Origin of the sequence: Shinella sp. (assembly GCF_035998705.1) — a bacterium.
Classification (GTDB): domain Bacteria; phylum Pseudomonadota; class Alphaproteobacteria; order Rhizobiales; family Rhizobiaceae; genus Shinella.
Genome location: NZ_DASYHH010000019.1, coordinates 1 through 25,726 on the forward strand (window position 1 = coordinate 1; position 25,726 = coordinate 25,726).

The following is a 25,726-nucleotide window of genomic DNA, read 5'->3' on the forward strand; positions in this document are numbered from 1 at the left end:
CGCCGCCATCTCTTTTGCCGCCCCGTCGCAGGCCGGCTATTACAGCTACGGCTACAAGCCGCACTGCTTCATCAAGAAGGTGAAGTCCTACGACTACTACGGCAACGTCATCATCAAGAAGATCAAGGTCTGCAAGTAAGCTTTCTCACCCCACTGACCTCCCAGAAGGCCCGGATGTCCCCTGCATCCGGGTCCTTTGCCGTTTGCGGTTACGCCCGGCGTTCCGCCAAAATCTTTCCCTTTCTGGAGAACATGCGCTAAGGGCATCAGCCATGACCATGCCCGCACCGACAGACCCGTTCTTCGTCGTCCTCCTGGGAGGCGCGCTCCAGGCGACGCCGCGCCTTGCCGCGGATGTCGCGGGCGCGCGGTTCGTGGCGGCCGATGGCGGCATGCGCCATGCGGCGGCGCTCGGCGTGAGACCCGAAATCTGGGTCGGCGATTTCGATTCCACCCCGCCGGAACTGCTCGACGCCTGGCCGGACATTGAGCGCCAGCCCTATCCCGTCGCCAAGAACGAGACGGACGGCGCCATCGCCGTCTCCGTCGCCATCGAACGCGGTGCCAGGAAGATCGTGCTGGCCGGCGCGCTCGGCGGCGAGCGCTCCGACCATGCACTTATGCATCTCATCCACGCCGTCTCGCTGGAAGAGCAGGGTTTTGCCGTCAAACTCACCTCCGGCATGGAGGAGGCCTGGCCGCTGCTGTCCGGCACGCGCGAGATCGACCTGCCGAAGGGCAGCCTGTTTTCCGTGCTCGGCCTCTCGCCGCTTGCCGGCCTCGACATCGGCAACGTGCGCTATCCGCTGAAGGACTTTTCCTTGCCCTTCGGCTCGTCGCGCACCATTTCCAACGTCGCGGAAGGCCCGGTTCGCCTTTCGCTCGCCTCCGGCCGCGCGATCTTCATCGCCCGGCCCTATGACCTTTCAGGAGCCTGACCCTTGGCACCGCCCATCCTCAAACTCGACGATATCTTCCTGAGCTTCGGCGGCACGCCGCTGCTTGCCGGCGCCAGCCTGCAAGTGGAACCCGGCGACCGCATCTCCCTTGTCGGCCGCAACGGCTCGGGCAAGTCGACGCTGATGAAGATCGCCGCCGGCCTGGCGGAAGCGCAGTCCGGCGAAGTGTTCCGCCACCCGTCCGCCACCATCCGCTACCTGCACCAGGCGCCGGATTTCGACGGTTACGAGACGGTCGCCGCCTATGCCGAAGCCGGCCTCGGCCCGAGCGACGATCCCTACCGCGTCACCTACCTGCTCGAACATCTGGGCCTGACCGGCGCCGAGCACCCGTCTTCGCTTTCGGGCGGCGAGGCACGCCGCGCCGCACTCGCCCGCGTCATGGCGCCGGAGCCGGATATCCTGCTGCTCGACGAGCCGACCAACCATCTGGATCTGCCGACCATCGAATGGCTGGAAGGCGAGCTGCAAACGACCCGCTCGGCCCTCGTCGTCATCTCGCACGACCGCCGTTTCCTCGAAAAGGTCTCCAACGCCACCGTCTGGCTCGACCGCGGCCAGTCGCGGCGGCTGAACCGCGGTTTCGGCCATTTCGAAGCCTGGCGTGACGAGGTGCTGGAGGCCGAGGAACTCGAACAGCACAAGCTCGGCAAGGCCATCGAGCGCGAGGAACACTGGCTGCGCTACGGCGTGACGGCGCGCCGCAAGCGCAACATGCGCCGCCTCGGCGCGCTGCACGATCTGCGCTCGCGCTACCGCGGCCACAAAGGCCCGCAGGGCAGCGTGCAGGCGAGCGCCTCCGACGCGCAGGAATCCGGCAAGCTGGTGATCGAGGCGGAGAAGATCACCAAGGCCTACGGCGAGCGCACCATCGTCGCGCCCTTCTCGATCCGCGTGCATCGTGGCGATTGCATCGGCCTCGTCGGCCCGAACGGCGCTGGAAAGACGACGCTGCTGAAGATGCTGACCGGCCAGCTTTCGCCCGACAGCGGCACCGTCAAGCTCGGCACCAACCTGGAAATCGCCACCCTCGACCAGCGCCGCGAGGACCTGAACCTCGACGATACGCTGGCGCACTACCTCACCGACGGCCGCGGCGAGACGCTTCTCGTCAATGGCGAGCAGCGCCATGTCACCGGCTACATGAAGGAATTCCTGTTCCAGCCCGAACAGTCCCGCACGCCGATCCGCAACCTGTCCGGCGGCGAGCGCGCGCGCCTCATGCTGGCGCGCATCCTGTCGCGCCCGACCAACCTGTTGATCCTCGACGAACCCACCAACGACCTCGACATCGAGACGCTCGACCTGTTGCAGGAGATCGTCGCGGGTTTCGCCGGCACCGTGCTGCTCGTCAGCCACGACCGTGATTTCCTCGACCGCACCGTGACCTCGACAATCGCCCCCGCCGATCCGGAAAACCCGGATGGCCGCTGGATCGAATATGCCGGCGGTTATTCCGACATGATGGCGCAGCGCCGCGGCGCGATCGAGGAGAAGCGCCGGGCGGACAAGGCCGAGAAGGCGAAGACGGTCGACACCGCGGCGCCTGCGGAAGCCAAGGGCAAGGCGAAGCTCTCCTACAAGCAGAAATTCGCGCTCGAAAACCTGCCGAAAGAGATGGAGAAGGCGGAAAAGGAGATCGCCGCCCGCGAGGCGAAGATGGCCGATCCCGCGCTCTTCACCAAGGATCCCGCCACCTTCAACAAGCTTGCCGCCGAGATGGAAAAGCTGCGCGCATCCCTCACCAAGATGGAAGAGGAATGGCTGGAACTGGAGATGCTGCGCGAGGAGCTGGAGGGCTGAAATAGGCCTGTTCCATGCGAAACAGCGCAGATAAGGGCGATGTGGGAAAGTCTGATCACTGGACGAGAGGAGCTCATCCGGTAACCCGAAAGAGATCAGGAGAGTCCCATGCGCAAGTTCATCATGTCTGCAGTCGTCGCCGTCGTCGCCGCTGTTTCCTTCGCCGCCCCGTCCGAGGCCGGCTACTACGGTTACGGTCACAAGAGCTACGGCTGGAAGAGCCACGGCTACGGCCACCATGGCTACAACCGGCACTACCGCGTCAAGCGTCATTACGGCGGCTACTACGGCCACCGTTGGGGCGGCCACTGGGGCGGCAAGGTCTACTACAAGAAGCGCCACTACGATTACTACTAAGCGCTCGACGCTTTGAAGGAGCAAGGTCCGGATGCTTCCCGCATCCGGGCCTTGCCCGTTTCCGGGGATGGATTGATTCGCACGGAAACTAGCGCTATCTAAAGCGCTCGTGGTGATTTGGCCGGCCGGCTTGCAGCCACGTTAAACAAGTTGCTAAAGGGCCGCGCGAGGAAGACCTTACGTGGACCGGTTGCAACACTGTTGCGGCCGGTTTTTGTTTTTCGATCGAGTGACCCATGCCCATCAAGATTCCCGATACGCTTCCCGCCTTCGAAACCCTCGTCAACGAGGGCGTGCGGGTGATGACCGAGACGGTGGCGATCCGCCAGGATATCCGCCCCTTGCAGATCGGGCTGCTTAACCTCATGCCGAACAAGATCAAGACCGAGGTGCAGATGGCGCGCCTCGTCGGCGCCTCGCCGCTCCAGGTCGAGCTGTCGCTGGTGCGCGTCGGCGGCCACCGCGCCAAGAACACTTCGGAAGACCACCTGCTCGCCTTCTACGATACGTGGGAAGAGGTGCGGCACCGCAAGTTCGACGGCTTCATCATCACCGGCGCGCCGGTGGAGACGCTCGACTACGAGGACGTCACCTATTGGGACGAGATGAAGCGCATCCTCGACTGGACCGAGACCAACGTGCATTCGACCCTCAACGTCTGCTGGGGCGCCATGGCGGCAATCTACCATTTCCACGGCGTGCCCAAGCACACGCTGGAGGAAAAGGCCTTTGGCGTGTACCGCCATCACAATCGCAAGCCGTCGTCGGTCTATCTCAACGGCTTCTCCGACAATTTCGAGGTGCCGGTCTCGCGCTGGACGGAGGTCCGCATCGAGGACATCCATGCGGTGCCGGGGCTCAACATCCTGCTCGATTCCGACGAGACGGGCGTGTGTTTCGTGCAGGAGAAGGCCGGAAACCGGCTCTACATCTTCAACCACGTGGAATATGATTCGACCTCGCTTGCCGACGAATATTTCCGCGACGTCTCGGCCGGCGTGCCGATCAAGCTGCCGAAGAACTATTTTCCGCACAACGACCCGTCGCTGCCGCCGCAGAACCGCTGGCGCGGCCATGCGCACCTGCTCTTCGGCAACTGGATCAATGAAATCTACCAGACCACGCCCTATGATCTGGAAAACATCGGAACAGGAGCCTGACCATGAGCCGTGTCGTCATTCGCCCCCTGCACACCGACGATGAAGGCGAATGGCGGCGCCTGTGGACCGCCTATCTCGCCTTCTACGAGACGGTGCTGCCGGAAGAGATTTTCGCCACCACCTTCGCCCGGCTGACGGGCGAGACGGGCGACGGCGAGTTCCGCGGCCTCATCGCCACGCTCGACGGCAAGCCGGTCGGCCTGGCCCATTACCTCTTCCACCGCTCCTGCTGGACGCTCAGCAATGTCTGCTATCTCCAGGATCTCTATGCCGACCCGGAGGTGCGCGGCTCCGGCATCGGCCGGGCGCTGATCGAAGGCGTCTATGCCAAGGCGAAGGAGGCGGGTTCGCCGGAAGTCTACTGGATGACGCAGGAATTCAACGCAACGGCGCGTCAACTCTACGACCGCATCGCCGACAAGACGCCCTTCATCATCTACCAGAAGTCCTTCTGAAGGCGCTCGCCGAAAAGTATGATTTTTCGGTTGCGGGCGACGGAGAATTGCAGCAGGTTGCCGCGCGTTGAAAGCCGGCGGAGGAGAGGCAAGCGTGGGTTCAGGCAATGAAATCTTCGGCCGCCTGGAAAATGGCGAGGCGGTCGAGCGCATCACGATCAAAGGCGGCGGGCTCACCGCCCATGTTCTCACCTGGGGCGCGGTCATCCAGGACCTCCGGCTCGAAGGCCACGACGCGCCGCTCGTCCTCGGCTTCGAAGACCTCGCCGCCTACCGCGAGCACTCCCCATATTTCGGCGCGACGCCCGGGCGCTGCGTCAACCGCATCGCCGGCGGCCGGTTCTCGCTCGACGGCCAGGATTTCCAGCTCGAACGCAACGAGCGCGGCGTCACGCACCTGCATGGCGGCAGCGACGGCACCGGCCGGCAGAACTGGCACGTCGAACACCAGGGCGCCGAATTCGTCACGCTAACACTGACCGATCCCGCCGGCCGCGCGGGTTATCCCGGCACCTGCGCCCTCATCTGCACCTACCGGCTCGCGGGCGATGGCATGCTCTCCGTCACCTACGAAGCGACGACGGATGCGCCGACCCCGGTCAACCTCTGCCAGCACAGCTATTTCATCCTCGACGCCAGCACCGACGCGCTGGGCCACGAGATCCGCCTCCAGGCCGAACACTACCTGCCCGTCGACGAAAACCTGATCCCGACCGGCGAGATCCATGCTGTCGCCGGCACACCCTTTGACCTGCGCGACTGGACGCCGCTCCGCCGGCAGAGCGAAGAAGGCGGCGTGGCCTTCGACCACAATTTCTGCCTCTCGACCGCGCGGCAGGCAAAACGCCCGGTAGCCGAGGTCCGCAGCCCCCTCTCCGGCATCACGCTTTCAGTGCTGACCACCGAGCCCGGCGTGCAGCTCTATACCGGCGCGAAGGTCGCGCCGCCCGTACCCGGCCTCGACGGCCGCCGCTACGGCCCCTTCGCCGGCTTCTGCCTGGAAACCCAGACCTGGCCCGACGCCATTAACCACGCCGGTTTCCCCAACGCCGTGCTCAGGCCCGGCGAGACGCTGTGGCAGGAGACGGACTACGTGTTCCGCAAGGGCTGAAGCGCGCTTTCTGCTCAAGCAGGCTGCGGCTGCGCTTTCGGCACTTTCGGCTCGCGGATCGTCACCACGGCGAGCGCGCCGACGAGGCAGAGCAGGCCGGCGATGAAGAAGGCCGGCAGGTAGGTCTCGTAGGCCGTCCGGGTGAAGCCCGCGCCCCAGGCGGCGAAGGCGGCGCCGAGTTGGTGGCCTGCAAAAACCCAGCCGAAGACGATGGGCGCCCGCGACCCGAAGCGGTCGATGGTGAGCTTGATGGTGGGCGGCACGGTCGCCACCCAATCCAGCCCGTAGAACACCGCGAAGATCGACAGTTCAAAGAAGCTGAAATCGGTGAACGGCAGGTAGACCAGCGACAGTCCGCGCAGGCCATAATACCAGAACAGCAGGGTTCGGCTGTCGTAGCGGTCGGAAAGCCAGCCGGAGCCGATCGTGCCGGCGATGTCGAAAATGCCGATGATCGCCAGCATGCCGGCCGCCGCCACCGCCGCGATGCCGAAATCGCTGCACAGCGAGATGAAATGCGTCTGCACCAGGCCGTTCGTGCTGGCGCCGCAGATGAAGAACGTGCCGAACAGCACCCAGAAGGTGCGCGTCTGCGCCGCCTCCATTAGCGCGGTGACGGGAGAGGCCAGCATCGCCGAAAACGTCTGGCGCGGCGGCGGCGCTGTCGGCAGCCCGCCCGTCGCGCCATAGGGCGCAAGGCCGACATCGGCCGGATAGTCGCGCATGAACACGAGCACCGCGACCATCGCCACGACCAGCATCGCCAGAATGACCGTCAGCGCCTCCCGCCAGCCGATGCTTTCCGTCAGCGACGCCATCAGCGGCAGGAACACCAGCTGTCCCGTCGCCGTGCTCGCCGTCAAAAGGCCGACGACAAGGCCGCGACGGGTGGCAAACCAGCGCGTCGCGATCGTCGCGCCGAGAACCAGCGCCGTCAGTCCCGTGCCGAACCCGACGACGATCCCCCACAGAAGCATGAGCTGCCAAAGCTCCGTCATGACGAAGGATCCGAGAATGCCCGCGCCGATCAGAAGAAGTGCTGCGCTCGCCACCTGCCGAACCCCGAACCGGTTGATGAAGGCCGCCGCAAACGGTCCCATCAGGCCGAACAGCACGAGCCGGACGGCAAGCGCGGAGGAAATCTCCGACGTGCTCCAGCCGAATTCCCGCTGCAGCGGACCGATCAGCACGCCCGGCGTGCCGACCGCGCCTGCCGTCACCAGCATCGTCAGGAAGGTGACCGCCGCAACCACCCAGCCATAGTGGATGCCGCGCCGGGCACAGAAGCGCGAGAGCGCCGTCGTCCCGGCGAAAGACATGTCGTTTTGCATGAAACACCCAATCTGCGGGTAGATACCCGCTTCACACCGAAAAAATCACAGCAAGCTATTCAATTCCGTCAGAAGCGCCAGCTTCTCCGGCCCGAGACGCGCCGCCACATCGTCCTGGCAGCCCTGCCATAGCGGCACCGCGGCCCGAAGCGTCTCCACCCCATGCTCGCTCATCAGCACGAGCGCCTCGCGATGATCGTCTCCCTGCCCGAACCGGACCAGCCCCATCCGCTCCAAAACCCGGACATTACGCCCCAGTGTCGAGCGATCCAGCTCCAGATGCCGCCCCAACTCCGTCAAACTCACCGGCTGCCGCCGCGCGACATTCCGCAGCAGCGAAAACTGCGCAATATTGATCCCCATCGGCTCAAGCGCATCATCATAGAGCGCACTCAACTTCCGATTGGCCATCCTCAAACGATTGCAATAACACGGTGCCGACATGATGCGGGTATATGCCCGAAATAACTTGGAAGTCAAGTGAGTTGCCCCAACGGCAGCGGCGCCGAGGCCAAAAACAAAAAGCCCCGGCGAACCGAGGCTTGCGACGTCTTGGAAGAATGGAGCGGGTGAGGCGATTCGAACGCCCGACCCCAACCTTGGCAAGCAAAGAATTGCGATGTTCGCGCACTGCGTGTCTCTATCGCATAGTTCACTGGAGTGCGCAAGAGTGCGCGTTTCGACGGGCGCTGTAGGCGCGGGGAAATTTGAAGAGGACGATAATCCCGGGAAATGATGAAGAATACGGTGTAATGGCGAGACGGTGACCACGCGGTAACCCACATTGAAATAGGGAAACAACGATGAAAAAGCCCTTCGGTTTGGACTGTTTGCTTATCTAAGAAGCAGCTTCCATTCCTCCACCAATATTAAACATCACGTCATTTTTCGGACGTAACCCTCTTTTGTGCTATTTCGCTGATTAACACGCCCATTGGCAGGAGCATCTCTTCACCGAACACTCTCTCGAGCCTTCGAGAGACCGAGACTTCCTTTGAATTAATGCTCCAGGAGGCTGTGCACACGGCTGAATACATCTCATCATATTCAGCGAATGCGCTTGTTTGAGTAAAAACGACATTATTGGAAAACACCTGTGAACCTCTTTCGGCCTTTAGCACATAAAGGTCTTTGATATTGGTATTATTTCTGAAATCCGCGAGTTCTTGGTCGTCTTCTGGCGCGAGTGAAATCCAATGACCTCGCGCAAGTCCTTCTACAGGTGCGCGGATCTGGTAGCGTTCCTTAAACGTATCTTCATTGAAATCAAAATTTACATAAGACATCTTATTTATAGGAAGTTCTTCATTCTTGGCAATAATCTTTCCGACACCCACATCAGAAAGGACTGTAACACCCTCATTTAGCATAATGTCATTAACGCATGCGTTATATAAAGCCTCCCGAACCGGTATTCCCTCGAACTGATAGCGATCGAGAGTAATATTCCATCGGATTAAATCACCAACATATTTGATATCAAAAGTATCGTCTGGGCCTGTTTTCAATACGTTTTGTAACAGGTCACCCGGAAGAGCAGTACCTAGCGCAGTAGTAAGTTGCTGTATTGCAGCCACGCCCTCAGCAAAACGTCCCTTATCAAGGTCATTGTATGGCGAGTGAAAACCGAGACGCGCACCGGGCTCGATAGCTCTCGATATCATTCGGTCGCCCATATACTGGGTATAGTTTCCCGCCAGAAAAATGAATGCGCACGCAGATATGCAGTCGCCGCTCCCCTCTACCAAGGTTGAGAAGCCGCGATGCCATACCATTTCCGCAATCTTCACCCCCTCAAAAAAATCGCCGCCGCCGCTATTGAGAATCAACAGGACAGGAGAGTCCGTAGAAGGCGCTGGATCTGGTCTATACGGATCAGTCAATGCTTTCAGTTTGTCGTAGTCGCCCGGCAAAATAGTTCCAGATAAATACACTATGGTGGTGCCGTCCGCGCCGTTATCGCCACTAAGTGTCACCTCAATAGTCGCTGCAGTCGCGGGCGCGATATGCGCAACCGCCCAGCATACTAACGCAATAACGGGGCGTAGATAGTAAGGCATGGGCTAGCGCAGCAGTGAGTTAGTGAGCGCAAAAACGCGCGCGCGCAGTCGCTGTCCATACCCTCTCCCGCCTAAACTATTGCCAAAATGAATAATCGACCCGCGACCTGTGCCGTTTACAACATCAGGGTCCGACGAAAGCCAATAGTTGCTCTGCTCAGCATGCTTCCAAACTGCATAAGTCAATAACTCTCGAGAATCGTCCTTAAAAACTGCGTCCCAATCGTCGTTGCTACTCGCAGTTAACGAATCGTCAATACTCATCGACACGTATTTATCGCGCATATTTTGGATTGCAGGAGAATCTCCCTCATATCCTACTATGTACTCCATCAGAGCTGCATAGTTTGCTCGCCATGTCGTCTGAATGATACCCCGACCGCGAAACTTAAAGAAGTCACACTCTAGGATGGCCCCACTATCTTGAGCGCTCGGCGAGACAGGATATTGATTCTTGGGATAGGCTGCACTCGACCAAACAGTATCTTTCGTGCCGAATAGCTCCTTTCCGAACTTTAAGTGGCTAAAAGCCTTCGTGAAGACTGGGTCATTGAAGCAATCAAGACAGGTTTTATTCGGCTTCTTGTTATATGACTGCTTAGTCCATGTCCCTAAAGTGGATTTTATAGTTAGTGCGTCGAATAAATATGAGATACCAGGCGAAGTCTTATGCCTCACACTATTAATTACTTCGGATCGATGCTCAAGATTACCCTCTACCTCATTGAGAAAAATGGCCATGTGGGTGAAAACATCGAGAAGGTTCATGTTCCTTCTGAGGAGGAAAGCCTTCCAAAAGGCCTCAAAGTTGGCGTGTGCCCTGTCAGCACTAATGCGCTTCGTTTCCCAGTACTTTCGTCCAGAAACGACCGAATTGAACCAATCGATGAAGTTCGAATTTCGAACACGGGCTCTAGCGCTTATATATTGGTGGACGGCAGAAGGATCTGGAACTGCAATAGAGGATAACTCGGCTATGTATTTATCCGGAATCTTCGGTGAGACGAAGCTTGCGAGCACCATCCCATCATCTTCTCGTTGCCAAGCACCCGCAAAATCTGCTCTCTCAGAAACGAAAGGAACATCAACCGTGTCATCCTCTTGTGCTAAAACTAACCGAGTTCCAGCAAGAGATAGTACTTGTGTGGTTGTAAGACCCAAAATGAATGATCGTCTATTCATTGCTATCCTCCCCTGATCTAACAGCAGGCGGTCAAGGAAATCACACGGTGAACAAATTTGCTATAGTTGATTTATGTTTTACGGGGCCTTTAGCATCACTTCTCAGCGGGCGACTTGATGAACGTGGCCTCCGATCCCCATACCCAGTACGAAAATTCTTGGGGTACTAGAGGTGCATATAGGGCTCAATTCTCTGAAGAGGAGTGCGTTTCATGGCCAAGACGGCTGTTCATAAAACTGATTAATTTTGACACCAGATCGCTCGAACGCGTTTCGCAATCCCATACGATCAGAACATCCCATCCCCTACTTGCCAGTTCTTGTTGGTGCCTCGCATCTCTCGCCTGATTGCCACTTATCTTTGGTAGCCAGTAGCCCTGCCGTGATTTAGGTCGCCGATTACCTTCACGGCAATCATGCCCGTGCCAGAAACACCCATGGACAAAGATTGCCTTTTTGCGGCCAATAAAGGTAATATCGGGCCGTCCGGGTAAATCTTTGCGGTGCAGGCGATAGCCGCTTAAACCAACCGCTCTAAGCGTCTTACGCACGATTAGCTCTGGCTTCGTATCTTTGGAACGAATCGCACGCATGTTCGCGCTACGCCGGCTCGGTGTTATTTTATCCATCAAAACCTAATCAAGTGATCGAAGCTGATTCACTGGCCGGATAACGCGGTGAGCCATTGCTCCAAGCTAATAAGGCGGCCACGCTCGATATGTTCGATTACGCGGCGGCGAGAATTACCTGAGTTGTCACGCGCTCGCGAGAGGTCGCCATAGGTGGCGCGTACTGCATCTGTATTGATATGAACGACGTAATCGAACATCAAGCTGTTGCGGTGGAGATTCTCGCAGGCGCGCATTAACCTTGCAGGATCAAACTCGTTTGTCACGAAAACATACTGAAACTTTCGGTTTTCCGATTCCGCGTTGATGTATTCATCATACTCAGTCGGGAATTGCTTTTCACGGTCGGCCCGTACACTCCATTTCGCGGTGACCAGTGTACGCATTGAAGGCCGGATGATTGCAAGATCGACCTTGTTTTCCTTTCCGCCTTGCCGCGCACGATTGAAGCCAGGAATCTCATAAAGCAGGCTTCGCGTACGGACGGAAGCTTCTGCCAAGCCACAGGCTCGCCGAACCACTTGCGCAAGAACATCCTCAAACCCCTCGCCGACCAAATTCTTGCGCTTGTTCTGCACGGCGAGAAATTGGCGCGCCTTCTGAGTAACCGCCCGCCAAATGTCTTCCTCAGGTTCCCTCGCGAAGTAAGGTCCAAGTGTATCGTAAATAATCGCTGCAAGTTCTGGATCCGCCCCTGGCTCCGGAAATCCGCGGTTCCGATAGGGAAGACGCTGTTGGGCTGCGACCTCCGCTAGCCGGGCTTCGCGGCGAAGCATAGCTTCGGCGAGATCAGCACAAGCTTTGATGAATAACCAGTCAATTTCATGGCCCAAGGCGCCGGGTTCGGCACCAAGCTTTGCACAGATCCATTCGTGAAAAGCTAGCGAGCGCGAATACCATGGCTTGCCTGGCTGCGACTTGTCGCTTTCGTAACAATGCGCGAGACCAGTCGTTGGATCGGACCACAACAGCAAACGGTACACGTGCTGCCACGCATTTTTTGTCGTTACCCCTTCGCTTGTGGATGTTCCGAAGTAGCGGTCGATGAGCCTATTCCGGTTTTCCGCTCCAAACGCTCTTTCGACTGCCTCCTTTTCCGCTGTAGCGACCTGTTCCGACAGGAGGATTTCCTCCTCTTCCATTCACTCACCCTGCCTTCGCGCGAATCTTTTCCTGTTTGAGAGAGGCATTAAGCGCAATTATCAGGCTTCGCGCTACACTTTTTGCAAGCAACGGCGGCACTGCGTTACCTACTTGTCGGTAACGCGAATGAGCCGGCCCCCCATCGTGGCGTCCCTCCAGCATTCCCCGTCGTGGATCAGTTACGAAGATGAATCGGTCTGGGAAGGATTGTAAGCGCGCCATTTCACGCACGGAAAGCGCTCGCGGAATATCATAGTGATAGACGCAATCTGCCTTAGTGTTCAATGTCCATGCCCACAATACAGGATGAAGACGCCGGTAGGCGTAGAAGTGCTTCCTCGAAAGTTTGCCACTGCCGTTGTCTTGTCCCCAACGCTGCCCCGTGAGATAGCGACCGAGCAATTCTTCCTGGAGATCACGGTGATTGCCGCCTTGTGGAATGCCGCAAAGTCGCAGTTCGGTATCCTTGTTGATACGGGGAACCTGCAAATTGAATGCACTTTCACGCGGGTCAGCACGCATCAGCCGTTGATATGCACTGCTAGGTTCTGACAAATCGCTCCATTTCAAATCGTCGTCCCTATTTCCGACAGGAAGATCAGCCAAGTCCGAAATTGCCTGCGCCGCGGTAACTGCGGTTAGGTCGTCGCTATCGGCCAAGGCTTCAGCGAGACGCATACTCAACAAATTCTGCTGAACCACTAGCTGGTAACGTGGTCTGCGATCTCCAGTAAATCTAGCCAAAACTACAGAATCGGTTGCACCTGAACCCTTAAGGAGCGGCGCTGTCATGCCAGATTCACGGCGTACACCCATGAAGAGCAGACGTTTGCGGGTTTGCGGAACGCCAAAATCTGCGGCATCCACGACTTGTGCTTGCACCTGATATTCTCCGTCAAGCGAGAGGTCGGAAAGAATCTGTTCGCGGACACCCATCTGGTCCATGCCAGTCACGTTCTCCATGACAAAGGCTGGCGGCAAGGCAGTGCGCAGCGTGCCGACGAATTCACGATATAGGGCGTTGCGCGGATCATCTATCATGCGGGTATGATTACGCATCTGCGAAAATGCTTGGCAGGGAGGCCCCCCGACGAGCACGGTCGCCTGCCGCGCTGCGTCTACGATTCGTTCCTTAATCGCATCCTGACGAATATCACCCAGCACCGTCCGAGCTTCAGGAAAATTGGTCGCGAAGGTTGCCAACGCATCTGGATCGTTGTCGCTTCCTGCAAGTACATTGAAGCCAGCTTGCCGGAAGCCTTCGGAAAAGCCACCCGCGCCGCAGAACAAATCTACCACCGACAGGTTTGCCCTGCTAATCCTCGGTTTACGCTGCCCATCGCAGATAGCAATATTGTTTCCGCTGTTCCGGCTCATGCGCCTGATCCCCCAATTGCCACGATTAACGCATGTTCTTATTATGTTCCGAATCGCGCGCCAAGTCATTTTTCATGTCGACGCGCGGATACGCAAGGGTACTGGGCGGGAAGGCATGTGAACAGTTGCGTATTTCTGCGTGATGGCAGTTGACGGATACACGCTGCAGCCAATTCCGAGCGAATAGCGCTATCGGTATGTGTAATGCTTTTGCGAAATTGAGAGACGAGAATCGTGTGGAAAAAGGCGTTATCGATGTGACTGAGAACGACGAAGGCTCTGCTTGGCTCGCAAGCCACCTACCCTCACTCACGTTTCAAGCGCTCCCATTCGCCGATCAGTGATCGATATCTTTCACGAAACACCAGCTCTTCATCACCCTGCAACGGTGTGGTTTGCGGGGAAAAGAAGGTCTTCCGCAGTGGGTCAATGATACGCATATCATTCGCATCCAGTTTTATCAGCGCATTTTGCATCACCCACAGGCCCAATCGTCCGCCTTCTTCGGAGAGGGCAGGTTTCTCGCTAAAGTACGGATATACAACACGAGTATATTCGCCCCTGACTCGCGCATGTAGGGCATCACGTATTCGGATTGTGCCCCCAAAATCATCAATTCGAAGGTTGCCGTGCACGCTTTGTGGGATGATTTCAACCGGCTCGTTTGACCAACGCAACTTTGCACTAAGCAGTTCGAGAACACCCTCTCTCAGTAGTGGATACAGTCGCTTATAGTTTCGGTTAGACTTTATGCGGTCATCGAGCCGCTGCGCTAGATCACCATCGCCCGAGATGTGCTTCTTCACATCTGACCAAAAGGGGGCATGGAAATCTCCCCCTTGGCTCCGGTTGCCGCCAACGTCTTTCTTGCGGTCAAGACGAATATCATCTTTCAAAATTGATCGCCGCAAGGGGGGCGATGCATAGAACAACTGCAGCACTTTTCGGAGAGGAGCATCCAGAACAGACATGTCGCATACATTCCTTAGATGGAGCTACAACCATCAATACAATATTTCTGGCGATGCACGAGGGTGATCCAGTTCACCAACTCATAACCTCGTGGCAAACACCGAAATTTTAGGGAGAATTAGCAGCTTATACGCAATTTGGCGATGCACTTAACCAGCTCGCCCGCACCTACTAGGCATCACCAATATTATCGCGGATAAGAATTCTCGTCCGTCGAACTATGGGCAACAAAATTAGTTGAAAAGAAATCGAAAGCACACGCCAGTCAACGTCAACGCGAAGCATCCAATAGAGCAATTTCGTCGAACTATTATTTTGTCACTGCAAAATTGACCACCATCTTGTGGGTAGGCGATTGAAATTAAATTTCTGTGTGATTTGATGTATAAGTAGTCGCTCGGGGGTGGATATTATGTCGGACATGAAGCGAATCACACTTTTCCGGATTAAGGATGATAAGAATTTCGAGGGTTTTTTGAAGGGTGGTCTGGCAACCTATACACACATCGAGCCGAACGAAGAATTCGAGGGGTACATCAAATATGACCCTGCGGGAGGCGGTCAGAAGACGGAGGATCACATCCCTTGGCTTCGTTTTCTCAATTCCGGCTTCGCAGAGAAGAAATATACCTATCAGGCTTCCAACAAATATCCGCGCGCCCTAATGGCACTTCGGGTGATCGGTAAGGATGGCGCGGATGATGTGTTCTACGCGGCCGCCTTTGGCCAGCATGGCGACAGCTTCCTTGATAAGGAACAAATCATCTATGACTTCGGTATTAAGGTTGGAATGAACATATGCGACGCCGAGAAGCTGCGGCGGATCCAGACGTCCGCGCATGAGGCGATCAGCCGGCAGACCGAGCGGCAGGCTAGCACCGGGGCAAGCCTCGGCGTGTTTGGCGTCAATACTGAGTCCGAATTCCTCCGCACGATCTCTGGCCATGTGAAAACGGAATACAAGGAGTTGGTCGACTCCTTCCGCGGTAAAGACAGCATCCTCATTAAGTTCCCGAAGGATCAGGACGTAACCTGGACTTATCTGGCGCAGCTCTGTCGAAAACTCGAAGAGCGATATGTCTCAGACGACTACACCAAAACCGACCTCAAAGTGTACGATATCCTTCGGCACGAGAGCGACCCGGGCGTAATTGCGGAGCTAAACCGCCTGCTCTGCGGGGCCATTGAAGCTAAAAATTTTAATGCAATTCATCTCGCACCGCCAGAATTTCTCGTCGGCGACAACAGTTCGTTCACCTATGTCGAGAAGGACGGTGACGAAGAGATCGAGACGTTCGACGACCTACGCATCGCCGACTTGATCGCCGTGAAGCGTCGCCGGCTGAAGGATCTCGACGAGACCCGCATCAAAGGGTGGAAGATATTTGAATACAATCCCGAGCTCGATCGCACCTTCGTGCGCTGGGATGCCTACCGATGCCTGGTAGCGGAGGTCGAATGGAAAGGGCGGACCTTTGTTCTCTCGTCGGGGCAATGGCGGGAAGTGTCCGAGGATTTGAAAGCGTCCGTCGAACGGTATTTCGACGAACATGATCTCCTGCTTGACCCGGCGTACCTCCCGCAAGGAATCAACATCTACAAGGCCGATCGCAAGGAGAATCGCGAGGAGGTTTTCAACGTTCGTGCGGCGGAAGACTGTGCAGACCTCTATCTCCTCGACAAGGCCAAGCTCGATATCGCCGGGCAGCGTCGATACGAAGTGTGCGACCTGCTGCATGCCGATCGCTCGATCATTCACGTCAAACGCTACTCCTCAGGCGCCGCGTCGATTAGCCACCTATTCACGCAGGGCAGGTTCTACGCCCACGCCTTTTCGACCGATACCGCCTGCCGCACCGGGATCGCCGCATGGATCCATGCCGACGTAAATCCCGTCAATGCTGCAAAGGAGAAGGCCGGCTTCCTTGCACTGATCCCGGAGAAGAAGGCGGACCTCAACGAAAAGGACTATTCGGTCGTGTTTTGCGTGCTCCACGATAATGACGATTTCTCGCTTAAGAAGCTACCGTTCATGTCGCGATACGAGCTTATGCAGAGCCACCGCTTTTTGACTGAGGATCGCAGCTTCAACATGGGAATCGTGTTCCGGAAAGTCATTCTAGGCCCTTGAGCCAACTACCCTGATTTCGGCCGGTGACGTCCACTGTCGCGCCGCTTTCTTCAAAAGCTGCCGATCCGACAATGGCCGCATATCTGTCACGAACCTCCGTACCTCGTGTCCGCCATGCCTCACCAACGCCCATACCCCAGTTTTTCGTGGTAGCGCAGCTACGCGGGCGCGCGACTACCCCGCAGAAGCCCTCCCCAGACGCTGTCCTACACGGTGAGCGCAGCTATAAGCACAGGCGACCAGCGGCGCCGTCACCGTCCAATGTTGCTTAGCTCCATCGACACGCCGTCTTTCAACAGAGCTTTCTGGACTGCTTCGAGAAGATTGATATCGAGCGCCTCAGGCACATCGTCATGATACATAGCTACGTCCAACCACTTTTGACGAGCAGTTCTCCACTTCTTTTTCAACCTGTCGTGGGCGTTTTCAGGCAGGTGGAAGTGTTTGATCGCCGCCTCAATAAGCTTTCGGTCTGAGCGACCTTTTGGCACCGTCTGGTTCATGATCTTCGCCATGTCATGTCGAGCGCGATCGCGATAGTGCTGGTTGCCAATCCATCTTAGGATGGCTTCGTCTGAGGCTGGCGGGCGTCCTTCCGGGTTTGATTGGCCAAGCAACGCGACGCGCGCTTCCCTCAGGCGATCACTTCGACGTCTTTGGGCAGCCACGTCTGAGGCCGCAGGCTCCGTGTTGGCGTCGATGATAGCGAGCAACAGTTTGTCGAGGACACCGCGACCGACGGTCTCTCCGCAATCAAGCGCCTCATCGTCATTCGGCACGGCATCAACAATATCTGTCGAGTTTTTCCCCATACGCGCGGCCATCTTCCGTATATCTACACAGACCTCCTCATAACCTATGGAGGTCACATGGAGAAACAAAACGGTTTGTCGGGCCCGGAAAAACCGATCACTATCCGAGAAGCTGCTGAAGAAGTAGGAGCCAAATACTGGCATATCCAGCGCCTCGTTAAGCGTGGCCGTATTCCCCACTACCTGCCCTACAATTCGCGCCGCCTCGTGAAGCTGTCTGAGGTCGTCGCCTACATCGACTCCAGTCGTCAGGAAGGGGTCGAATAATGCGTAAGCCTTACTCTTCGCCGAACTTCGATGACCCTGTCGAATATTTGGCTCGGCCGCTCTTCGGCCACGCCGCGCCGAGCGAAAATGCAGGCAATCCGGCTAAGTCGGCGCCGGCATTGACAATAACGGTGATCGTTAACCTGGGGCGAACGGGTCCAATCTCTGAGGAGAATCGCCTGGAGGATCACTATGGTTGATCCGACGACGGTCTTTGGAGTGCTTGCCCCGCTCTATCGCGCCAAAAACTATTGGCCGAGGCCGATCAATCCCGGCACGAAAGCCTGCCGCATAAAGAAGTGGGAAACTCCGGACCCCGAGCGCAAGCTCGGGGAACTGGACAATTGGCTCGAAGCTTACAGCCGTTGGGGGATCGGCCTGTTGCTCGGTTCCCCGTTCCCCGATGGCACGCGCCTTGCGGCGGTTGATATCGATCGCGATGACTATATTCGCGCTGCCCAAGCTTTGCTTCGCAATCCACCCTCTGGGCGAATCGGCGCTAAGGGCATTGCCTATTTCGTCCGGCTGAGGGGCGATGGAAAATACCGCCCCTTCAAAACAAAAGGCGAACACGGCGTCAAGGTCGGCGAATTCCTCGCCGACAAGCGACTGCTTGTCCTCCCGCCCACTGTCCATCCCGACACCGAAGAACCCTACCGCTGGGTAGGCCGGCCGCTCCTTGAGGTCGACTATCGCGAACTTCCGATCATTGAGGCATGACATGAGAGAAAATACTACAGTCGTCCCCGTCGCCATGATGGAAGCAGTGCTCAACTCCAACCACGCGGCCGAGCTCATCCCCGGCCGCGATACGCATATGCCGGCCTTTCATTTCGTCGGTGAAATCGTGCCGCACACCCAGGAAGTAGGGTGGATCAGGGATATCGTCGCCAGCTTCCTTCCGCCAGACTACAAAGGTAATACGCTCGAAGAAATCCCGAAGATGGTCGCGGATAGTATCAAGAACGGCTATGTGACGCAGAAGTCCGGTAACAAACAGCCCTCCGCTGCGGAAACAGGCCTAAGCCTCGTTCGTGGGCCGGAAATTACGCTGTTCCACACGGAGCAGAATGTCGGCTTCATGGCCGTGACGTCGCCGGAACACGGTACGATCTGCCATCCGATTCGTTCCGGGGCAACGAGAGGCCTCATCCTCCTTCGCTACTACCGCAAAACTGGCAAAACGCTCAGCAAAGAAGCCGTCTCCGAGATCATAGACCTTATGGAGGCAGAGGCCGTTTACGATTCTCCCGAAGAAAAAGTGCACGTCCGCATCGCGGGTACGGCTGATGCGGTCTATTACGACCTTGGCCAACTAGACGGCACCGTCGTGAAGATTGCGAGCACGGGCTGGACGCTTGTCCAGAATCTACCCGTTTACTTCTACCGTCCTGATGGCTTCGCTGTTCAGGCAGTACCCAAACGCAATGGAAAACTTGTCGAGCTCCGCGATCTGCTCAACCTTGATGAAAGAAACTGGGTCCTTCTTCTGGCATTCCTGATCGTATCGCTGAAGCCCACACATCCCTATATGGCGCTTTTGGTCAGTGGCGCATACGGCAGCGGGAAAAGTAAAGTCAGCGAGATCATCAAGCGTATCATCGACCCGAACGCGATCGAAAAACAGCGCCTGCCCAAGGACGAGCATACCTTGGCGATCCAGGCGGCTATGTCGAGGCTGCTCGTCTACGACAACGCCTCTTCCGTGCGCTGGGACCTTTCGGATTTCCTCTGCGCCATGTTGACGGGTGGCGGCTTCAGCACCCGCAAATACTACACCGACGACGAACAGCGTATGTTCAAGAATTCCGTGCCGATCATCATCAACGGCATTGGCGAGTTCGCCAGTCAGCATGACCTACTCGACCGCTCGATTGTTCTGAACCTCCCGGCCATCCCCGAAAGCGTGCGTCAAACCGAAAAGGCCATCAACACACGTTTTGAGGAAATCCTGCCGGGTATTCTCGGCTGCCTGTTCAACATCGTCAGCGTGGCAATGCGCCGCTTTGACGAGGTGGAACCTCCGACGACAGTCCGAATGGCGGACTCCGCGCAATGGCTTATTGCCGCAGAGCCGGAGACTGGTCTTCCGGCCGGCACGTTCCTCCGAGCGCTTGAGGCGAGCGTCAAGGAAGCAAAGATCGAGAACACGATCAACCACCCGCTCGTCCGCAAGATTATTGGCATTCTGGATCTCAGCGGACCCGAGCGCTCCTATGAAGGCACGGTGGGGGAGCTACATGACAAGCTGCGAGACGACTACAAGCGAATCGAGCAGTTTCTGCCGCAGACGCCGTCGCACCTTTCCAACGCTCTCCAGCGCCTTGCGCCGGGTATGGCGGCAATTGGCATCATGGTTGAACTTCAGCCACGAACCAACCGGGCGCGGCCGCTGCGCATCTGGATTGAGGAGACGGAATACACGCCGGAACAAGACGCCATATTGAAGAGGATGAGTTAGGCCGACGTGAGTGTAGCTGGTGGTGCCAGTGGCGCTGCCCCGCCACCCCTAGGGGGTAAGGTGTGTCCGTGGCAGCAGCGCAGCGGCGGGCATACTGGCCCCGCCCGTAGCCGCAGGGTGGCCACACCAGCGCCACCAGCCACACTTGCAGTGCTTCAAAACCAGCCTTCCGGCGGTGCCGGGTGGTGGTCGGGCGTCCGCACCGCGCGGCCACCTGGGAATATACCGCGTGTCGTTCACACTGCGATTTCAACCCGGATGACCGGGGAATCCGCACCATTTTGAGGCCCCGTCTCGTCGGGGCCTCGCCCTTCCAATCCATGGCAAGGTTACGCGGCTGGTTACAAATCCGGGCCGCAGAGGGGCCTTTCGGGCGCAACTGACGATTCATTGTGCCGGTTACCGTCGCCGTGTTTTCCTCGCCATTTTTTACGTTAAACAGCGAGAATCCCATGAACAACACCACCAACGTTTCCATCACCACAGCGACCCGCCGTCGCAAGCTGGCAAGCGGGACCGTGGCCTCATACCCGCAATATTACGCCGAGTATCGCGACCCAAAGACCGGCAAGCGCCGCCGCCGCGCCTTCAACAAGAAGAAGGATGCAGAGGCCTTCCGGAATGCGTTGCTCGTCCAAGTCGCCGGGGGCAGCTACGTAGACGAGCGGACGGCTCCGACCATCTCCAAGGCTCTAGACCACTGGCTCGCCAACAAGGAAGGGCAGGTCAAGGCCTCTACGCTGAAGGGGTACAAGGTCGTGGCGAATGGCGCAATCCGTGGCCCGTTGCTGATGGGGACCCGGCAAGAACGCGCCGACTACACCGAAAGCGGCGTCGCGCCGAAGGGCGCGCGCTTCCTCAAGCTTTTGGGCGACATCAAGCTCACCGACCTCACCACGGCGGTTATTCGCGTTTGGCATCGAACCATTGTCGACCAGTGCGGCAATTACACCGCCAACCGGGCAAAGTCGCACCTCAAGTCCATCCTGGGGTTGGCCGAAGAGGACTTCGGTGTTCGCGCGCCGTCCATGCCCACCGGCCTCACGCGGGCTCGACACAAGCCGAAGAAAGCCATCCTGACATCCGAGGACATCGCCAAGCTCATCGCCTCGGCCAAACTCGATGCTGAACACGGCATCTACTATGCCTTCGCCTTCCTTGCCGGTACACGCCCGTCCGAGCAGCTCGGTCTGCTGTGGAGTGAGGTCGACTTCGATAAAAACGTCCTTCGCATCCGCCGCATCCAGGAGCGGGACGGCTCGCTGACGGAAATGACCAAGACGGAGGCCGGGACGCGCGACATCCCCATGGGTACGACGCTACGCGAGATGCTACTGGAGTGGCGGCTTCGCTGCCCGAGGAAGGGCAAGGAGCTGCACCGCGTTTTCCCAGGCCCCGGTCGCCTTCAGGAATGGCCGAAGCTGCGCGTCGGTGGCGGGGGGCCGCTGCTCTACCAAAACTTTCGCAAGCGCTATTGGGAACCGGCATTCAAGAAGCTCCGCCTTCCCTACGTAACGCCGCACAGCGCCCGACATTCCTTCATCTCGACCCTTCAGGCGCAGGGCATTGAGGTTGGCCTCGTCGCGCAGATCGCCGGCCATGCCAATCCGACCGTGACGCTTGGACACTACACCCAGGCGGTGCGTGGTGGCGCCGCCGCCGTGGCCGCCCTGGAGCGGGCCTACGTGCCACAGGGTGCCGTACGCCAGCAGGCCTAGCGCCGCCTGCCTGCCTACGGCCTAGCCTACACCCTACGGCCTCCGGTGGCGCTGCTGCCGGAGGCCGTTCCGTATGTGGCTGTAATTATGCGATAAATTGTGCCGGGAATTTCGGCGTGTTTTACTTCCCCCAAAGCGGGAGACTTTGCATGGACTACCTTCTGGTCATCGACAACGCGACGGGTGAAGGTCGGATCATGAAACTGGCTGAAGCCGCAGCGTTCACGTGCGTTGAAGCTGCCGACATCGAGCAGTCCATCCGCGCGTTCGGCATCTGCCAGTCCATGGACTTTGCCATCGTGGACACCGAAACGGCGGACGACGTTATCACCGCTTGACCCTTATATATTGAGCCCGTTTTCCGCTTCCAACGTTCGGACCCGGTGGGCCGAACCCTCCCCCCTATCAGGCTGTTTGGGCAGTGTCGGGGGGCCCCAAGCGACACCGCAATGTTCTGACGGCCTGTACGCTCATACGCGGCGAGCCCCCTGGGCGAACCGCCGCGCAACAGAGCGGACTATTCCACTACGTATTTGAGGGCATTCGCTGACACGCTGACAACGCGCAGCGTCCGGCCTTGGATTGTGACGCTCTGGCCGTTTCCGAGCGTAATGGCGATTGGCCGCTGCGCCGTGGCGTATTGCGACGAGCCACGCGGCGGAATGTATTGGTAGGAGGTCGAGCGGGCTGTTCCATACACGTCGGTCCGGCCGACGGTGCCCTGCACCGTGGTCGTCGTGGACTGCGGAATGATCATTGGGCTCTCGCTCATCGTCGTGGCGTTGCTTTCAACGGTGACGTCCATCCGCTCGAACACAGCCCGCGAGCCTTGCGTGCCGACGAAGCGAACCGTCGTGCCTCCAGCATTCGTGGTGCGGCCGAATATGTCTGCGCCACCAACGACATTGGGCAGCGCTTTGCGGGACTGGAACGACATGACCACGTCGCCCGGACCGGCCGAACGGATTTGGGTTCCGACAGGCGTCATCAAACTGGTCTTGGTCTCCACGGGAGCACAGCTGGCAATGAACGGCAGAGCAAGCAGTGCGGCGGCGAGGGCAGTCTTCTTCATCTGAGCTATCCTATTGAAACGAAAAACTTTCCAAAAAACATGGTCGAAAAGCGCCGTCAATTATGGGGTCTGCGGTTCGATACCTAGGAACCGTCCGGATATGAACTCCGGCGCCCAGCGCATGCAGGCAGCATCGGCGGCGGAATGCACGCGGGCAGGGCTGGCCGGGTGCAGTAGCAGGAGGAAGACGACGTGGGCGGTGGTGAATGCCCATAGAGAAGCACCGGGCGCAACGGAACGCAATCGCTCAGCACAGCGGGCAAGGAACACCGATCGCTCGACTCTGGGGAAGTGCTGATAGATCAGCAGGGACTTTCCCGACGCATAGAAGGCTGCCACCTCGTCGAAATACAGATACTTGGACGAGTTCTTCCGGCCCTTCGGCAGCGACGATACCTCCAAGCCGTTGTCGGGATCAAAAAAGATCAGGTCAACGTCGCGGAAGGCGTATGCGCAGCGGCCCATGAAGGTATGGCGGGCGGCAAGCTCATCGGGCAGCAGGTCGTTTTGGTAGAGGGCGCCGGGAATGGCACCGCTATTCTCTATGGTCGCCAAGCGGCGGCGCTCCGGTGTGGCGGCGGCATGCGCCAAGATATCGAACAGCTCCGGATCGACGTCGCGATGACGGTTAGGCTGCTGAAGGTAGGCGAGCTTGCCGCCGTCCATCCCGCCGTCCGACGGCGTCAGCATCCAGCAGACGCCGATGCGATTCTCGCCGCCTGACGACAGCGCCCGTAGCAGCGCATATTTCCGATAATCGTTGATGTCCCCGACGTACTGGTCCTTCACGCGCGCCTCCGAATCGTGTCGCGCGTGCAGTATTATCGAATACCCTAATTTGGGGTACTCCAAAATCGGGTCTTATTGAAGTGCTGGTCCTCGCACTGGCGCTTCCTTTGTCTTCGATACGTTCAGATTTTTACCACCGAATAATTGATCTCCTTGTCCAAGCCCGCAAAGCTGCGAGTTTGACGCAGGCGGAGTTAGGAATGCGTATCGGGCAGCGCCAGACCTTTGTCTCGAAAGTCGAACTAAGAGAACGACGACTTGATGTGGCGGAGTTCATTTTGATTTGTCGCGCACTGGAAGCCGATCCGCAGCAAATAATTCAGGTCGCGGAAAACGAAGAGCATTGATCGTCATCATTCCGTGATTCTGTGCAAAGTACACGCAAACCAAATTATGAGACCGGAGTTGCGTCCTGAACGTCGTAAATATTACCCGAGAATCCAGAAATCAGCCTATGATCAAGCAGGGCAGAGATAATCTCCCGGCAATTCTCCGGGGTTGGCACAAAGCGGCCATCTTTATCAAACGCAATATCTAGATTAAACCTCTTGTAGTTTTTTCGAAGATTATCCATGAAAGATTTGTTCTTATAGAACTTCTTTTGTCGTATGGCTGACATTCTTCGAAGGTTTATCTTATTTGTTCCGACAAATTCGGTCATAACAGTTACGTCGGAGAAAACTTCAAGAAATTCTTTCTCTTCTATCATTTCGGCATAGTCTTTTTCATGCGCCTCCTTGTAATTCAGTATAGATTCGAAATTACTTTTTTCGCTCACTAGCACCTCTTCGTTCATCCAGAAAAAGTCCAGACTTTTATGAATTTTAAAATCTTCATCAGAGACTACATCGAGGTGCTTTTCATTGAATATAGCAGTGATAGTATTGAACGCGGACTTCGTCCTCCAAGAAGAATCTGTCTTTTTTGCGCAATATAAAACGCTTTCTCCGTTCGTTAGTTTTATTACATAAAATGAGCAGTTCCTAAGTGTCTTAACATCTTTAACTTTCCTTTTGTAAATTTCCCCGACTATTTCATCTTCGATCAAGCCCGCATGGGTTTCTTCCAGCGTGATGCGCAAAACGCTCGATTCGTTATTCTCAGCTAAGAGCCCATACTCCCTCTCTTCTAGGGTGTCCCTAAGCTGGCGGGCTACGATTCCTCGGAGTTCGGAATCCATTTCGTCCGTTGTGGCCACCCAATGACCATTGAACTGAGGCGGCTCCCCCTTCGGAGACTGTTTCTTAAAAGTCCAGAGTGCAACATCCGAGTCCGCAATACCAAACGCTCTAATATCATCAAGTGCCGTCATTCGGTCCCCTTCCTCCGCTTTTCATAAGCTTAGCGCGCACGATCATAATTTCTTGAATGTATTCGTGCTGTGCAAGGCCACCCTCATCCAGCTCACCCTGAATAAGCGCCGACGCTTTCAATATGTTTTTCCCACCAATATGGGAATAATCTATTTCATAGAGTCGCCAACCGAAGACAGGAAGTATAGGATTCAATATTATTTGACCAGACTTGTATGTTATCCAAAACATCCAAGCTAAGAATATTATTATGCCTACGAATTTACCGGTTTCGTTGTACCCTACACCCATAAAGGAAACGACATATGGTAGTGTATAGTTCATCAGCTCTGATGGTATATGGGTACGGCTAAGGATTTTAATTGGGCGCTTAACTTGCACAGCTCGCAAGACGAATACCGTAAACAGTAGGCATGTAAAGCAAACTGCAAATATAGATATTGAGAGCGCAGGATGAGCAAATGGCAATGTGCATCGACTCCCTTGCGACCAGAAATCTATACAAATCTTTGATCCTAGAGCCTGATAGTCGAAATCTTGCGCGAGCAGAATCAACGACAGAGGAAGATAGGACCCTATAAAAATGAAGACTGCGGCCCAGACGCGTAATTTCATCCCCATCCT

26 protein-coding genes and 1 riboswitch are annotated in these 25,726 nt (G+C 57.0%); of the genes, 13 read left to right on the plus strand and 13 right to left on the minus strand.

Going from position 1 to position 25,726, the window contains the following annotated elements; all coding sequences use genetic code 11:
- The first annotated feature begins 278 nt into the window (after positions 1-278).
- The 6 genes from VGN93_RS14400 to VGN93_RS14425 all read left to right on the plus strand — a co-directional run bounded on the left by VGN93_RS14400 (position 279) and on the right by VGN93_RS14425 (position 5,845).
- Entirely contained in the window at positions 279-938 is a 660-nt protein-coding gene (locus VGN93_RS14400) for a thiamine diphosphokinase (protein ID WP_327508133.1), read from the plus strand.
- A gap of 3 nt (positions 939-941) precedes the next feature.
- Entirely contained in the window at positions 942-2,762 is a 1,821-nt protein-coding gene (locus VGN93_RS14405) for an ABC-F family ATP-binding cassette domain-containing protein (protein WP_327507989.1), read from the plus strand.
- Between the two features lie 108 nt (positions 2,763-2,870).
- Entirely contained in the window at positions 2,871-3,119 is a 249-nt protein-coding gene (locus VGN93_RS14410) for a hypothetical protein (protein ID WP_327507990.1), read from the plus strand.
- A gap of 99 nt (positions 3,120-3,218) precedes the next feature.
- A riboswitch (SAM riboswitch) is annotated at positions 3,219-3,296 on the plus strand.
- A 59-nt stretch (positions 3,297-3,355) separates the two neighbouring features.
- Complete coding sequence (gene metA, locus VGN93_RS14415) at positions 3,356-4,279, plus strand: homoserine O-acetyltransferase MetA (protein WP_327507991.1); 924 nt, start codon at positions 3,356-3,358, stop codon at positions 4,277-4,279.
- Between the two features lie 2 nt (positions 4,280-4,281).
- Positions 4,282-4,734, plus strand: a complete 453-nt coding sequence (locus VGN93_RS14420) for a GNAT family N-acetyltransferase (protein ID WP_327507992.1) — start codon at positions 4,282-4,284, stop codon at positions 4,732-4,734.
- 94 nt (positions 4,735-4,828) lie between these two features.
- The gene (locus VGN93_RS14425; RefSeq protein ID WP_327507993.1) at positions 4,829-5,845 is read left to right on the plus strand and encodes an aldose epimerase family protein; all 1,017 of its coding nucleotides are present in this window, start codon (positions 4,829-4,831) and stop codon (positions 5,843-5,845) included.
- 14 nt (positions 5,846-5,859) lie between these two features.
- On the opposite strand, the gene VGN93_RS14430 is transcribed toward VGN93_RS14425, so the two are convergent.
- The 8 genes from VGN93_RS14430 to VGN93_RS14465 form a co-directional block, all read right to left on the minus strand.
- Complete coding sequence (locus VGN93_RS14430) at positions 5,860-7,164, minus strand: MFS transporter (protein ID WP_327507994.1); 1,305 nt, start codon at positions 7,162-7,164, stop codon at positions 5,860-5,862.
- A 57-nt stretch (positions 7,165-7,221) separates the two neighbouring features.
- The gene (locus VGN93_RS14435) at positions 7,222-7,623 is read right to left on the minus strand and encodes a MarR family winged helix-turn-helix transcriptional regulator (RefSeq protein ID WP_327508134.1); all 402 of its coding nucleotides are present in this window, start codon (positions 7,621-7,623) and stop codon (positions 7,222-7,224) included.
- A 434-nt stretch (positions 7,624-8,057) separates the two neighbouring features.
- Positions 8,058-9,236: a hypothetical protein gene (locus tag VGN93_RS14440; RefSeq protein ID WP_327507995.1), complete on the minus strand. Its 1,179-nt coding sequence runs from the start codon at positions 9,234-9,236 to the stop codon at positions 8,058-8,060.
- 3 nt (positions 9,237-9,239) lie between these two features.
- Positions 9,240-10,418, minus strand: coding sequence for a hypothetical protein (locus VGN93_RS14445; protein ID WP_327507996.1), 1,179 nt, complete (start codon positions 10,416-10,418; stop codon positions 9,240-9,242).
- Between the two features lie 185 nt (positions 10,419-10,603).
- Positions 10,604-11,047, minus strand: a complete 444-nt coding sequence (locus VGN93_RS14450; RefSeq protein WP_327507997.1) for a very short patch repair endonuclease — start codon at positions 11,045-11,047, stop codon at positions 10,604-10,606.
- Positions 11,048-11,076: 29 nt separating this feature from the next.
- Positions 11,077-12,189, minus strand: coding sequence for a hypothetical protein (locus tag VGN93_RS14455; RefSeq protein WP_327507998.1), 1,113 nt, complete (start codon positions 12,187-12,189; stop codon positions 11,077-11,079).
- Positions 12,190-12,193: 4 nt separating this feature from the next.
- Entirely contained in the window at positions 12,194-13,567 is a 1,374-nt protein-coding gene (locus VGN93_RS14460) for a DNA cytosine methyltransferase (protein WP_327507999.1), read from the minus strand.
- Between the two features lie 305 nt (positions 13,568-13,872).
- Positions 13,873-14,538, minus strand: a complete 666-nt coding sequence (locus VGN93_RS14465; RefSeq protein WP_327508000.1) for a hypothetical protein — start codon at positions 14,536-14,538, stop codon at positions 13,873-13,875.
- Between the two features lie 413 nt (positions 14,539-14,951).
- On the opposite strand from VGN93_RS14465, the gene VGN93_RS14470 reads away from it, so the two are divergent.
- A complete protein-coding gene (locus VGN93_RS14470; protein ID WP_327508001.1) occupies positions 14,952-16,670 on the plus strand; it encodes a DUF6119 family protein in 1,719 nt (572 codons plus the stop codon).
- A 251-nt stretch (positions 16,671-16,921) separates the two neighbouring features.
- Here the strand turns inward: VGN93_RS14470 and VGN93_RS14475 are convergent, their stop codons facing one another.
- Positions 16,922-17,494: a hypothetical protein gene (locus VGN93_RS14475; RefSeq protein WP_327508002.1), complete on the minus strand. Its 573-nt coding sequence runs from the start codon at positions 17,492-17,494 to the stop codon at positions 16,922-16,924.
- Between the two features lie 45 nt (positions 17,495-17,539).
- On the opposite strand from VGN93_RS14475, the gene VGN93_RS14480 reads away from it, so the two are divergent.
- The 5 genes from VGN93_RS14480 (at position 17,540) to VGN93_RS14500 (ending at position 22,266) form a co-directional block, all read left to right on the plus strand.
- A complete protein-coding gene (locus VGN93_RS14480) occupies positions 17,540-17,749 on the plus strand; it encodes an excisionase family DNA-binding protein (RefSeq protein WP_327508003.1) in 210 nt (69 codons plus the stop codon).
- A 192-nt stretch (positions 17,750-17,941) separates the two neighbouring features.
- On the plus strand, positions 17,942-18,469 hold the full coding sequence (locus tag VGN93_RS14485) for a bifunctional DNA primase/polymerase (protein ID WP_327508004.1): 528 nt from the start codon (positions 17,942-17,944) through the stop codon (positions 18,467-18,469).
- A 1-nt stretch (position 18,470) separates the two neighbouring features.
- Positions 18,471-20,210: a hypothetical protein gene (locus VGN93_RS14490; protein ID WP_327508005.1), complete on the plus strand. Its 1,740-nt coding sequence runs from the start codon at positions 18,471-18,473 to the stop codon at positions 20,208-20,210.
- Between the two features lie 452 nt (positions 20,211-20,662).
- The gene (locus VGN93_RS14495; RefSeq protein WP_327508006.1) at positions 20,663-21,928 is read left to right on the plus strand and encodes a site-specific integrase; all 1,266 of its coding nucleotides are present in this window, start codon (positions 20,663-20,665) and stop codon (positions 21,926-21,928) included.
- 149 nt (positions 21,929-22,077) lie between these two features.
- Positions 22,078-22,266 (plus strand): hypothetical protein, encoded by a 189-nt coding sequence (locus tag VGN93_RS14500; RefSeq protein WP_327508007.1) that lies wholly within the window; start codon positions 22,078-22,080, stop codon positions 22,264-22,266.
- Positions 22,267-22,445: 179 nt separating this feature from the next.
- Here the strand turns inward: VGN93_RS14500 and VGN93_RS14505 are convergent, their stop codons facing one another.
- Together VGN93_RS14505 and VGN93_RS14510 are read right to left on the minus strand one after the other, a co-directional pair.
- Entirely contained in the window at positions 22,446-23,000 is a 555-nt protein-coding gene (locus tag VGN93_RS14505) for a hypothetical protein (RefSeq protein WP_327508008.1), read from the minus strand.
- A gap of 60 nt (positions 23,001-23,060) precedes the next feature.
- Positions 23,061-23,789, minus strand: a complete 729-nt coding sequence (locus VGN93_RS14510; protein WP_327508009.1) for a hypothetical protein — start codon at positions 23,787-23,789, stop codon at positions 23,061-23,063.
- A gap of 80 nt (positions 23,790-23,869) precedes the next feature.
- Between VGN93_RS14510 and VGN93_RS14515 the strand changes: the two genes are divergently transcribed.
- A complete protein-coding gene (locus VGN93_RS14515) occupies positions 23,870-24,136 on the plus strand; it encodes a helix-turn-helix transcriptional regulator (RefSeq protein ID WP_327508010.1) in 267 nt (88 codons plus the stop codon).
- 44 nt (positions 24,137-24,180) lie between these two features.
- Here VGN93_RS14515 and VGN93_RS14520 read toward each other — a convergent pair whose 3' ends face one another.
- Together VGN93_RS14520 and VGN93_RS14525 are read right to left on the minus strand one after the other, a co-directional pair.
- Positions 24,181-25,101, minus strand: a complete 921-nt coding sequence (locus tag VGN93_RS14520; protein WP_327508011.1) for a Kiwa anti-phage protein KwaB-like domain-containing protein — start codon at positions 25,099-25,101, stop codon at positions 24,181-24,183.
- Positions 25,088-25,426, minus strand: a complete 339-nt coding sequence (locus tag VGN93_RS14525; RefSeq protein ID WP_327508012.1) for a hypothetical protein — start codon at positions 25,424-25,426, stop codon at positions 25,088-25,090. The genes VGN93_RS14520 and VGN93_RS14525 overlap by 14 nt, the downstream gene beginning before the upstream one ends.
- Positions 25,427-25,726 lie beyond the last annotated feature (300 nt).